A 12,460-nucleotide genomic window follows, 5' to 3' on the forward strand; every position below is an offset into this window, starting at 1 on the left:
TCTGCCTCAGTGACGAACATTGTAGTCAAAAGCGAAATCGTAAGTGTCGCCCTCTAGCTTGATTTGCATATTCAAGTGCTGCATGTCGCTGGCGGACAGTTTGTTACCCAAAGTCACCTCCCCTGAGTACTGGTCACCGGGGTTTAGCACTTTTTCACGAAGGGCGTATTTGTGTAGATGGTCCAGATCGGCCAAGGCAATCTGGATGTCCAGCGAGTCGCCCGAGTCTTCAAAGACAGGCTGCAAGTGAAAGGGCCTGCCATACCCGTACTGAAAAGAAATGGGCATTCGAAAACCGTAATTGTAGAAAGACAAACGATTTTTGATGTCTTCATACTGCTGCTCGTAACTCAATACCCGACCGGGCTGGCCATTGAACGTGACCTCGATGTTGCTGGTTGAAAACGCAAAAGGCGTGTCACCCAGATTTTTGACCGTGACCAAAAACCGGGGACTTTCAAACTGATTGATTGCAAATTTGACAGGCACCACTGCAATCCGGTTTTTGTGGGTTACTACCAAGCCATCGTTATTGGCCTGCACGGCCGCCTGTTTACTTTCAGCCACCAATGGCGTGACATCGTAAATGGAAGCGCATCCGCCCAACAACACTGGCAACACAAAAAACAGACTCTTCAACCGCATTTCAAACCCCTGCTTGATGAAAACCGGGCAGGAAGGAACAACCCTGCCCTGACGTTTCATTTTACGACAATTCACACAGCCGGTTGTGGGGTTTTCAACATGCCACATGCACGCAGCAACAGGTTTGCCAAAAGGCCTGCGGCAGCCAGACAAAGCACAATCAGTGCACCCGCGGGAAGGTCAAACAGCGCGGAAGCCAAAAGGCCCACAGCATAAGCCACAGCGCCGATGGCATATCCACCCCACAACTGGGCACGCGCAGGCCAAAGCCGCACAGCAATGGCCGGCACGATCAGGCTTGAAAACACAAGGTAAACACCAACCAGTTGCACGGAAAGGGTGACCGCCAATGCAAACAGCACATAAAAGCCCACTCGCCCCATCCGCTCTCGAAACCCGAACCAGACAGACAGCACAAACACACCAAGCCCGGCGGCTGCCCAAAGCTGTGTGGGGCTGACCCAGAGAATCTGGCCAGCAAGCAAGTCTTTCAAGTGTTCGCCGCCATGCGGATTGTTCGACAACATCAAGATGCCAGCGCTGGCGGCCAGGACAAACAGCACGCCAATCAGCGCCTCTTGCACCTCAGGCCATTTCTTCTCGGTCCAGGTCAGCAACAGTGCGCCCAGCATGGCCGCAGACACGGCCGCCACCTGCACCTTGAGACCCTGTGGTTCCCAACCAAAGGCGTCGGCGGTAATGACACCCAGTGCTGCAATTTGGGCCACAGCCAGATCGATGAACACGATACCGCGCTTAAGCACTTGCTGGCCAAGCGGCACGTGGGTGGCCAACACCAACAATCCCGCTATGGCGGCGGGGCCAATGATAATCCAGCTCACAGAGTCCCAATGCATGGTCAGGCCCCCTTCTTCAAAGCCGCCAGCAGGCGGGCAATGGTGTCGTCGAAAAAGCTGTAGAGATCGCCCGACGCAGGGGTTCCACCCACCGTGAAAGGCAGTTCCACAGCCGGAATATGCGCATGGTCTGACAGCCATTTCGAGGGGCGATCACTTTGGTAAGCGGCACGAATAACCATCTTCACGGGCTGCTTCTGAATCTGGTTCAGCACATCTTGCAAATGGGCTGCAGTGGGCTCAACGCCGGGCTTGGGCTCCAGTGAGGCAACCTCGGTCATGCCCAACCAGTTTTCCAGGTACGGAAATCCTTTGTGTTGCACCACGATGGGCACACCACGCAGGGGGGCAGCCTCCTTTTCCCATTTGGCGATTGCGGCCGACCATTTGGCCTTGAATGCGTCGTGCCGCTGCTGGTAATAAGCCGCATTGGCTGCGTCCACCTGCTTCAGTTGCTCGGTCAAAGCGTCGGCCACCAAGGCGATGTTGCGCGGGTCGGTCTGGATGTGCGGGTTGCCACCGGGGTGAACATCACCGTCTGCACGATCGAGACGGGTGGGCACTTCCAGCTTTTTGACGAACTGGGCAGCCTCAAAGTAGCCGGGCTTGCCGGGTTGGGTCTTTTGGTTGCCCGATTGGCGCAACACCACAGGCAACCATCCAATTTCAAGTTCAGAACCGGTACACACCAGCAAATCGGCGCGTCGCAAATGGGCCACCAAGCTGGGTTTGGCCTCAATGTGATGCACATCCTGCAGCGCGTTGGTGGCAGAAAAGACACTGGCTTTGTCGCCTGCCAGTTCTTGCGACAATGCGGCCCATTCCGGTTCACAGGCAAACACATTCAACGCGGCATGGGCGCAATTGACACTGACCACCAGCGCAAGGCCTGCCAGTGCCTGATAAATTGTTTTCATTGTCAACTCCTTAGTAGGCGTGGGCACCGTGGGCGCCCAGGCTCATTTGATATTGAATCAAAACCTGATTGTCGGCTTTGGTCTGGCTGGACTCGTCGCGAGCCAGCTGCAGTCGGATTCGGGCAAACTCACTGGTGGAATAATCAAGCATCCAGCTGATTCGCTTGGGGTTGTAACCATTGAAAGCAAGGCCCGACGTGTTCAATCCGTAGTTCACGCTGCCGCTGTTCAAGCGGTCGTACCGCAAACCTGTGCGCCAACCTTTCAGGAATTGATAAACACCCTGCGTGTACCAGCCCGACTGGGACGAGGAATACGAATCGGTGTTTAACAGACCGTCTTCAGAGCGATGCAAGAACTCGGACTGAAACTTGAAGTTCTGGTCCACTGGATTGCCGTTGGGCGCCCATTTGTACACCAGGTCTGCAATTGCAATCTTGCTGTTGCCCGTGAAGCTGTTGGTGACATCCGCACCCGCTGCATTCACGTCATTTGACATGCGGTTTTCAGGCGAGACCTGCAGGTAGGAAAGCCCGGCACGCCAGCTGCTGGAAATGCCAATGTCGCCACCCACATGCCCGAAAATCGAACCGGCATTGCTGCCGTTTTTGTCGCGCCCGGTGGTGCCAGCAATGCGCCCCCTGCCCGCCTCGGCACCCAATTGCAGAAACAGATCAGTGGGTGCAAGCCACTTCAGCTGCACGCCATCGTCGGCAAATTGATTGCCCAAAAAGGCACGGTAAGCCAAGGGTTGATCCACAAAGTCCCAGGTGTGTGAATGGCGGGAATTCTGATAACCGATGCCTGAATAAAAACGGCCGAATTTCAAAGTGAAATCATTGGGCAATGCGGTGGTTTGCAAAAAGGCTTCTTCAACAGACAGGGTGTTGTCCCCAGTCAGTGAGAGGTTCAGCCCCCCGTAAAAGTAGGGGTCCACATTGGAATAAATGCCGAGCTCAGATTCACCGAGGTTGAAACCGCGAGAGTCTGGCGCCACCTCGCCTGCAGCCTGAAAGCCAGTGATGTGGTATTTCGAGGCATTGCTTCGGTTGGTGTAGGTGCCCGACAGAATCAGCGACACGGCCGGGTTGAAGGCATTGGGATTGTCGCTGCCACCGCCACTGGATGCGGGCGCTGTGGCCACTTGGTCCGCTTTCTGATTGGCAGTTTCTGCTGCGGCAGCAGCCTTTTGCGTGGCCTGTTCGTTTTCTTGTACTTTGGCTTCAAGCGCCTTGATGCGAGCCTCGTACTGCGCCTTCATGGCGTTGAAATCATCCCGCAGTTGTTTCAGATCGGCCTGATCGTCTGCATGGGCAAGCGCTGGCGTTAAAAACGCACAGGCCAACGCGCATGCAATCGCGTTGCGTTTAAACATGAAAATGTCCTCAAACTTGAAAATTGATGATGCAAAAACAGATCAATTCAAGCGAGAACTGGGGGAGCGCGGGATTGGTAATGGGAGACAAAAAGCGGGCTATGGGAAAGCCCTGCCACTGAAAACCACTGTTGAACCGCCTGGGTCGGTGAAAACACCAAGGGCGAGGACCCGACGGCATTGTGCATGCCAGACAAAGCCAGACAGACACCACACACCTTGAGGGTGCTTTTTGTGTGTTGGCTACTGGCTTGCTGCTGCCAATCGGCTGTGTGCTCGAAGACGTGTGTGGCCGACAGTTGCTGGGCAAACGCCAGCAACACCGCCAACAACCACATTTTCCAGCTTCTTTGTGTCATGTCATTCAGTCAGAAAACCAGCGAGTATCTTGCTGGCTTTCTGTGACAGGGTCAAGACAAAAAAGTTTCAGTAACCACGCCTTACAGCTTAATGACGGCCATTTTGTCGTGTGTCATGTCGTGCATGGTGTAGCCAATGCCGCCAACCCCATAGCCAGAGTGTCTGCGGCCTGCAAACGGCATCCAGTCCACGCGGAAGGCAGTGTGGTCATTCACCATCACCGCCGTGGCGTCAATTTCTCGCACGCATTTCATGGCCACATCCAGATGGTTGGTGAACACAGACGCCTGAAAGGCCACGGGCAAACTGTTGGCCAAATGGATGGAATGGTTGATGTCTTCGGTCTCATAGACGCACACCACGGGGCCAAACACCTCCAGTTCACTGACTTTCGCGTCCAGCGCTGGGTTCAGCAACACCGTGGGGGCGTAAGTGGTGTCACTTAACCGATGACCGCCACTTAACACCTTTGCACCGCCCTGCACCGCTTCGTTCACCCAGCTCTCGACACGCGTAACCTCAGCCGGGTTGATCAGGGGGCCACACTGTGTTTTTTCTTCAATGGCGTTGCCCACCACCAAGTGCTTGGCCTCGGTGGCCAACATCTGGGCCAGGCCGCTGCCATGGCCTTTGTGCACATAAATGCGTTGCACGCTAACGCAGACCTGGCCCGAATGGTAGAAGCCACCTTTGACCAGCGCGGGCAGCATGCTTTCCAGATTGGCGGACTCATCGACGATGACCGGGGCCACACCACCGTGTTCAAGCGCGCAACGTGTGCCAGGTGCCAGTTTGCTCTTGAGCATCCAGCCCACTGCGCCTGAACCGATGAAGCTGAAAAAATTCACGCGGGGGTCAGTCACCATTTTTTCGGCCACCGCGCTTTTGCACACCGCAAGCCGGCACCACTCTTCGGGCAAACCGGCCTCATACAACATGTGAACGAAAGCCTGTGCACTCAAGGGCGTCGCACTGGCAGGCTTCACGATGACAGGGCAACCCACTGCCACAGCGGGGCCCACCTGATGGACAATCAAATTCAAGGGATGGTTAAACGCAGACACGGCCACCACCACGCCAATCGGTTCACGCGTGGTGAATGCCAAGCGGCCGGAACCGGCTGCTGTCAGGTCCATTGGAATTTCCTGCCCGGCAAGGTGCGACAGTTCTTTGATGCACAGGCCCACACCATCAATGGCGCGCGCCACTTCAATGCGGGCGTCGATCAGCGGTTTTCCGCCCTCGTTGGCGATTTGAAATGCCAACTCCTCAGCCCTGCCTTTCATCAGCTCGGCCACTTTGTTCAAAATGGCAATCCGCTTGTGCGCTGGCAACCAGCTTTTGCGGTGTTGAAACAGCTTCTGCGCGTCGTTCAGGTATTGATCGATCTGGTCCCAGTTGGTCAAAGACACATGACCGATGGCTTTGCGGTCAAAGGGGTTGACCACTTCCACTTGTTCAGTATTCATAGCAGGCAAACCTTTGCGGCCAATTCGTCAATCAGCACGCGTTTGTTTTCAGAATAGTCAACAGGCACATCGACCAAGTGCACGCCACCCGCCTTGAACGCCTTTTCGAACAAAGGCAGTATTTGTGCGGCACTCTCGACCCGGTGGCCTGTGGCCCCGTAACTTTCAGCGTACTTCACAAAATCCGGATTGCCAAACTGCAGCCCCCAATCTGGAAACCCTGCATGCTCCTGCTTCCAGCGGATCATGCCGTAGCTGCTGTCATTCAGCACAGTGACCACCAGATTCAAACCCAGCCGCACGGCGGTTTCCATTTCCTGGCTATTCATCATGAAACCGCCATCGCCACAAATGGCCATCACGCGCCGATCGGAATACAACATGGCCGCCATCATGGCCGAAGGCAGGCCCGCCCCCATGGTGGCCAATGCATTGTCCAGCAACACCGTGTTGGGTTCGTAGGCTTTGTAATTGCGGGCGTACCAAAGCTTGTAAATGCCGTTGTCCAGCGCAATGATGTCTTTTGCGCCCATGACTTTGCGGGTGTCGGCCACCAAACGCTGGGGAATTACCGGAAAGCGGTTGTCGTCTGCACCTTCCTTGATGTGCAGGTCTACTTCGTCGCGGCAACGCATGAAATAAGTGAAATCGCATTCCAGCTTACGGCCGATCTTCTGGGTCAGGCGCTGAACCGAGCGCGCCACATCACCCACCACCTCGACTTGTGGAAAGTACACCTGATCCACCTGGGCCGAACGGTAATTGACATGAATGACCTTTTTACCGCCCTGGGTCATGAAGAACGGCGGCTTTTCAACCACGTCATGCCCCACATTGATGATCAGGTCAGCCCGCGCAATGGCGCAGTGGAGGTAATCGCCATCAGACAAAGCTGCCGTGCCCAAAAACTGGGGCGAACCTTCATCCACCACGCCTTTGCCCATTTGCGTGTTGAAAAACGGAATGCCCGTGGTCTCAATGAATTCCGACAAGGCAAGCCGGGCTTGCCTGCGGTTGGAGCCTGCACCCAGCAGCACCAAGGGCATGCGCGCGGCGCGTATCATGCTGACCGCCTCGTTCAGGATGGCCTCGTCGGCCACTGCGTAATGGCGCTCATGGCGTGGAATCAGCAGTGCATCGGTGGGTTCGGCAGCAATGTCTTCAGGCAACTCAAGCAACACCGCACCAGGCCGTTCTTCTTCGGCAATGCGGAAGGCCTCACGCACCAGCGAGGGTATGGTGTTGCCATGCACGATCTGCTTGCTCATTTTGCAAATGGGGTCGAACAGGCCCACCACATCGATGATCTGAAACTGCCCCTGTTTGCTTTTCTTGATTGGCTTTTGCCCGGTGATCATGATGAGCGGAAAGGCACCGAGATGCGCATAGGCAGCGGGCGTGGCGAAGTTCGTGGCCCCAGGCCCCAGCGTGGCCATGCAAACACCTGCACGGCCGGTCAGCCGCCCATAGGTGGCGGCCATGAATGCTGCACCTTGCTCGTGCCGCGTCAGCACGAGCTGGATGGACGAGCCGCGAAGGGATTCAACGAGATCGAGATTTTCTTCGCCGGGTACGGCAAAAATGTGTTTGACGCCTTCAGCTTCCAGCGCCTTGACGATGAGGTCTGACGCTTTCATGCCAGTTCCGCTTGTTGCCATGTGTTGTTCTCCGAATGGGCAGCAAGCCAATGACAGCAAGCCCGCGCCGGGTTTGTACGTGAACTGCACTGTTCAGTCTTGCACTATTCGGAGTGAAGGGCAAGTGTTATGCCCGGGCCAGGTAATCCCTCACCACATTCCAGACCGGCGGCGCCTTGCTTTGCAACGCACCTTCACGCACAGAGGCCCAGCCAGCCACCTTCAACACCTGGTCAGCCCCCAATGGCTGGCCCTTGTAGCGCAGGTCATCAATGCGTTTGCCGATGCTTTCATAGGGGCGCACGGTGTAAGTCAAACCGGCAACACGCACCATGTCGCCGCCCTGCTGGTAGTAAGGGTCTGGGTTGAACAGATTGTCGGCCACATCCTCAAGAATGGTCTTGATCATGTCGCCTTTGATGTCGGTCAAAGTGGTTTGACCGTAGGTAATGGCAGTGACGTTGTACACGTCTTCCATGGTGATGGTGTCACCCGGTATCAATGTGGTGCCCCAACGGAAGCCCGGGGAAAAGGCGGCTTGCGCATCGTGGTGGTCCATCAGTGCATCCAGAATAAGCTGGTCCCAGGTGCCATTGAAGTTGCCACGGCGATACAGGGTCTCAGTGACCACGGCCAGTGGCTGGTTCAGTTCAGCCAGGTGTGGCGCGCGCACTTCGTCAATAAACCCTTGCATGGCGGGGTCGGCTGGCAACAGGTTTGAGAACACGGGCACCAGCCTGTATTTGAACCCTTGCAGGCGACCGCCACGGATGTCCATATCGAGCAGGCCGACAAACTTGCCACTGCACCCCGCATTGGTCACCCAGGTGGTGCCGCCGTTGTTTTTCACGGGCAATGCCTCGGGAATGGCGTCGTGGGTGTGCCCGCCCAAAATGAAATCGAGACCTTCCACACGGCTGGCCATTTTCATGTCCACCTGAAAGCCATTGTGCGACAACAACACACACACCTGTGTGCCCTGTTCGCGCAGCTTGGTCACCAGTGCTTGAAGCTCCGCTTCACGGATGCCGAAGGTCCAGTCCTGAACCAGCTCACGCGGGTGGGCAATGGGCGTATACGGAAAAGCCTGCCCAATGATGGCCACCTTCACGCCGTTGATGTCTCGAACGCTGTGCGAGGGAAAGACCGGGTCTTCAAAATCGGCGGTGCGAATGTTCTGCGCCAACACCTCGACTTTGTCTTTCAGCGTGGTTTTTGCAAGCTCAAGCACCCGGTCTGAACCGTAAGTGCATTCCCAGTGCAGGGTCATGATGTCCACGCCCAGCAGCACGCTGGCGCGCGCCATGTCTTCACCACGGGTAAACAGGCTGGTAGCTGAGCCCTGCCAAAGGTCCCCACCGTCCAGCAGCAGGCTGTTGGGTCTGTCGGCGCGCAAACGTTTGATGAGAGTAGCCAGGTGCGCAAAGCCGCCCATCTTGCCATACAGACGGGCGCGTTCTTCGAACTGGCTGGCTGTGCAGGCGTAGGCCATGGGCCCGTGTTCGGGTCGCTTCACAAGCTGCAGGTAGCCGGTGGTGTCGATGCTGCCCGCAGGCTCACGAAAGTACATCGGCAAGAGCTGGGCATGGCAATCGGTGAGATGCAACAGGCTGACATTGCCGGCTGGCTTCAAATCATACAGATCATTGGCTTGCGCCGCTTTCACGCCAGGTCCACCGCCCAACAGGGCCGCCGCACCCAGCGCCTGCACGAATTCACGACGACTCAACTGCATGATTGCATGCCTTTACTGGTTGACTGGCGACTTGGGATCAAACAACAAGGCCATGACATCCTTGATTTGCGCTTGCGTGAGAATGCCCTGCTCGCCAAATCGCGGCATGGTGGAACACGCATGAAATGCCTTGGAGTTGTAAATTTGGGCCCAGGCCACTTTCATGGCCTCTGGGCTGTAGTTGCGCAACTTGCCGTAATGCAACAAGGACGGGCCGATGTTGCCGTAGGCAATTTCTTTGGGTGACAGTTGATGGCAAGCGTAGCAATTGCCGCCAGAAGGCTTTTCGGGGTCGTCTGAGAACTGTTTGCCCTTGCCAGTCTGCGCAATTTTTTCACCTTTCTTCCAGTCGCCCAGGTAATGGCCATCGGCTGGATATTGAACAGTGTTCATCTGCTCCACCATCAGCGCATCCAGTTGCTTGCGCAAATCCGAGTCGTTGGGGTTCATCGCATAGGCAGAACAAGCGGCTTGAAGTGGCGATTGATCCAGCCTGTCCAAGGTTGCCTGACCCTTGGGCTGAAACGAGGCCTTCAATTCCTCACGAATGCTCGCCGTGCTGGGGGTCTCGTCCGCACTGCCCTGTGGCAGGCTACAGGCAACCAGGCCTGCGGCCCCCAGCGCCAAAGCGGTCAGTTGGAATGCAAAACGCTGCATGTGTATTCTCCTGTTTCAGGGCGCTTTGGCCCCACAATCAACGCTTCAGCGCCGGTGTTTTTTCAATGCCACCCTTCGCTGTAACGCCAAGGTAGGTGATCAGGTCGATGGATGCCTGTGAACCGAATTTCAGGGCAGGAAAACGCTGCTGCCTGAAGCAATCGTAAATACGCCACTGCATGGTTCGCACAGCACCCTCGGAGACCCTGTAGGCGGGCCAGGCCGTGAAGGAATTGCGTGCGTCTTCAGGCTTGCTCAGCTCAGGCAATTCCTGCAAACGAATGCGCTGACCTTTCACGCCGTGGCAACTTGCACAGGCAAAGTCGTAGGGGCCGGAGCGATAGAAAAACAGCTTTTCACCCCGCGCCCGTGACGCTCTTTCCTCGGGTCGGCTTTGTGGCACGTTCACAGGCATGCCCTTGGATTGGGCAGACACGTAGGCGGCCAGCGATTCAAGCTCGGTCTGGGGTTCTGCCCCTTTCGAAAACGGGTGCTGCACAAGCGCCGTGGTGTCGCGCCCCTGAAGGGTCTGCATGCAATACACCAAGCGGGTTTCAAGGTCCATCACCTGGTGCGTGTCGGCGAAATAACGGGGCAACTGGGCAAAAGCGCCTTTCACAACGCCAGCGCCAAGGCCAAGGTCGCATTGCTCAAGCGACGCATTTTTAGGCCCCTGCTTTTGCTTCCAGAGGTCTTCGCCCTTGAACTCGGCCAGTTCAGCCGGGTTGCCGTCAGAAAGCATGTCGCGGTACTGTTGAATGCCCTCTTCAATCGAGGCTTGGTCGGCCTGGGCAGTCGTGCAAACGCCAACCAAGGCACCCGCCGCCACCAGCAAAGCAGACGCCTTCAGGTTGGCCTTACGAAACTTGTACACTGTCGGTTCTTGAGTCGCCATGGTTGTCCTTCCAGTAAATGGAGATGGTGTCGCCTGCCTTGCCGCCCGAAAAGGACATGGACAGGAAGGGGTTCTTGGCCACAGATGGCCCCCAGAACGAGTGGAGTACCACTTTGTCGTTGCACATTACTTTGACTTCATTGATGTACCAGGCAGGAATGACACTGCCATCCGGATTTTTTCGATACCCGGTTTCCATCTGGTGTGCAATCAAGGCCTTCACATCGACCTTGTCGCCGCGCACACGGGCGCGAATACGCATCGGATCACTCATGTTTCTTGCTCCGTCTGTTTAACCGCCGCAGCCACCCAGGGTGACCTTGACTTCTTTTTTTGCGAAATAGTATTTGCCGTCGGTGGATTTCACCATGGCAAACACGTCACCTGTCTTGTTCATTTTCACGCGAATATTGACCTCTGCATCGGTGCCCTGCGGGATCAGGAATTTCGAGGACAGCACGGCCGGATTGTTGGCAATCAACAGGTACATCTCAGAGGTGTTCAACACACTGCTCATGGCGCCCAACGGCACCACCGCGCCGTTTTCAGCGATGTCGGGGGCAATCACCTTGACATCCTGGGACTCCTGGGGCAATTCGCCTTTCAATGTCTTGTAAAACTCGTCCATGCTTTTCGCATCGAACTGGGCGGGGCTGTTTTCAAACTCGGCAAAGGCCAGGCTTGGCACCAGCAAACCAGCGGCAGCAGCAAGACGATATGCAGTTACCGCACTGGCGAATTTCAGTAAATCTCGTCGTTCAGAATTCATGGTCCAATCAACCTCTTAAAAATTGCTGTCTTCCATTTGATGAAATATCCGCTGCACATTCAATTGATGCACCTCAACCTCTTTGTCGGTCAAATCAGGGTGCTTCTCCTTCAGGCTTTTGGTCAATTCATCAATAATTTCAACCTCGTTGTCGCCACGTTCCATGGCAATGTAAATCTGCTCTTGCAAACCGCTGAAGTAGTCGAAATTGCGTTTGATCCAATCCGGATTCAAGACCCCATACGAGGACACGTAATACACCGGTGGCGTTTTGTCGTAAACCTGTTTGCCGAGAAAGGCGATTTGCTTGAGAAAGTCACCGTCCAGCAGGTTAGGCACACGCCGCGGCTGTACCAGGCTGTTAACCCAAAACACCCCCAGATCTGCATTGCGAGCGACCAGGGCCTGTTCAGACTGCAACTGAGGCAACAGCTGATATTTCCAGCGCACCCAATCCGAGTCGTAATAGCCAAAATGCCCCGATTTGCCGGTTAACACACCAAGAGGTTTCAAAGGCTCTGTGCCAGCAACGGCCTCTTTGCCGATTTGCTCACCCACAATTTCTACACAGCGCGTACAGCGGTCGCCCATTAAATCAGCGGTTTGCTTGCCCGCCAGAATCCGGTTGGCAAAGTCTTTTTGATCGGCCTGGTTTGCCGTGTACACACGCGCAAAACCGATGTTGCCCATCACATGTTCAGGCCGGGGTTGACCATCCACAATCCAGACGGGTGTGGTACCAAACTTGTCGCGAATGGCTTTGGCTGCAGCCTCGCCCACCTTGGCCGTTGAACCTGAGTCGAATACCAGTAGCGATTTTTTGCCTTTGACCACCATCAATTGCAAAGCAAAGTCTTCAGCGCCTTTGGCCGGAAGATGCTCAGCCGCACAATGCCACAGAAAAACATTGGTGGTCACCGTTTGCCAGCACTCCTCAGAGGCGCTGGCGGTGGTCTGCACCAAAAACAGTGCAAACAGGGCACTAAGAATTCGCTTCATGGCAGGTGAACATTCAGGTTATAAATAATTGCTCAAGAATAACCCAGCAAGGCCTGCCAGTATTAGCAACAGGTCCGCTGGATGCATACAAGTCATGGAAAACCCTGAGAAACTTTTGTCGATTGTTGCAAATTGAAACAGTCGG

General features: G+C 55.6%; 13 protein-coding genes. All 13 read right to left on the minus strand.

Annotated elements, in window-relative coordinates:
• Positions 1-6: 6 nt before the first annotated feature.
• On the minus strand, positions 7-645 hold the full coding sequence (locus QQJ87_RS07880) for a hypothetical protein (protein WP_284281039.1): 639 nt from the start codon (positions 643-645) through the stop codon (positions 7-9).
• Positions 646-716: 71 nt separating this feature from the next.
• The gene (locus QQJ87_RS07885) at positions 717-1,502 is read right to left on the minus strand and encodes a metal ABC transporter permease (RefSeq protein ID WP_284281041.1); all 786 of its coding nucleotides are present in this window, start codon (positions 1,500-1,502) and stop codon (positions 717-719) included.
• Between the two features lie 2 nt (positions 1,503-1,504).
• Positions 1,505-2,419 (minus strand): metal ABC transporter substrate-binding protein, encoded by a 915-nt coding sequence (locus QQJ87_RS07890; protein ID WP_284281043.1) that lies wholly within the window; start codon positions 2,417-2,419, stop codon positions 1,505-1,507.
• Between the two features lie 10 nt (positions 2,420-2,429).
• Positions 2,430-3,794: a porin family protein gene (locus QQJ87_RS07895; RefSeq protein ID WP_284281045.1), complete on the minus strand. Its 1,365-nt coding sequence runs from the start codon at positions 3,792-3,794 to the stop codon at positions 2,430-2,432.
• 47 nt (positions 3,795-3,841) lie between these two features.
• Entirely contained in the window at positions 3,842-4,153 is a 312-nt protein-coding gene (locus QQJ87_RS07900; RefSeq protein ID WP_284281046.1) for a hypothetical protein, read from the minus strand.
• An 81-nt stretch (positions 4,154-4,234) separates the two neighbouring features.
• On the minus strand, positions 4,235-5,623 hold the full coding sequence (locus QQJ87_RS07905) for an aldehyde dehydrogenase family protein (RefSeq protein ID WP_284281048.1): 1,389 nt from the start codon (positions 5,621-5,623) through the stop codon (positions 4,235-4,237).
• A complete protein-coding gene (locus QQJ87_RS07910) occupies positions 5,620-7,260 on the minus strand; it encodes an acetolactate synthase large subunit (protein WP_284281339.1) in 1,641 nt (546 codons plus the stop codon). The genes QQJ87_RS07905 and QQJ87_RS07910 overlap by 4 nt, the downstream gene beginning before the upstream one ends.
• Before the next feature lie 127 nt (positions 7,261-7,387).
• Positions 7,388-8,989 (minus strand): thiosulfohydrolase SoxB, encoded by a 1,602-nt coding sequence (soxB, locus tag QQJ87_RS07915; protein ID WP_431310089.1) that lies wholly within the window; start codon positions 8,987-8,989, stop codon positions 7,388-7,390.
• An 18-nt stretch (positions 8,990-9,007) separates the two neighbouring features.
• On the minus strand, positions 9,008-9,652 hold the full coding sequence (soxX, locus tag QQJ87_RS07920) for a sulfur oxidation c-type cytochrome SoxX (protein WP_284281052.1): 645 nt from the start codon (positions 9,650-9,652) through the stop codon (positions 9,008-9,010).
• A gap of 37 nt (positions 9,653-9,689) precedes the next feature.
• Entirely contained in the window at positions 9,690-10,547 is an 858-nt protein-coding gene (gene soxA, locus QQJ87_RS07925; protein ID WP_284281054.1) for a sulfur oxidation c-type cytochrome SoxA, read from the minus strand.
• A complete protein-coding gene (gene soxZ / locus QQJ87_RS07930; RefSeq protein WP_284281056.1) occupies positions 10,510-10,821 on the minus strand; it encodes a thiosulfate oxidation carrier complex protein SoxZ in 312 nt (103 codons plus the stop codon). The genes soxA and soxZ overlap by 38 nt, the downstream gene beginning before the upstream one ends.
• Before the next feature lie 18 nt (positions 10,822-10,839).
• Positions 10,840-11,316 (minus strand): thiosulfate oxidation carrier protein SoxY, encoded by a 477-nt coding sequence (gene soxY, locus QQJ87_RS07935; RefSeq protein ID WP_284281059.1) that lies wholly within the window; start codon positions 11,314-11,316, stop codon positions 10,840-10,842.
• Between the two features lie 15 nt (positions 11,317-11,331).
• Positions 11,332-12,315: an MBL fold metallo-hydrolase gene (locus QQJ87_RS07940; RefSeq protein WP_284281061.1), complete on the minus strand. Its 984-nt coding sequence runs from the start codon at positions 12,313-12,315 to the stop codon at positions 11,332-11,334.
• Positions 12,316-12,460: the final 145 nt, after the last annotated feature.

The sequence above is a fragment of the Limnobacter litoralis genome, from assembly GCF_030160455.1.
Taxonomy (GTDB): Bacteria; Pseudomonadota; Gammaproteobacteria; order Burkholderiales; family Burkholderiaceae_B; genus Limnobacter; species Limnobacter litoralis.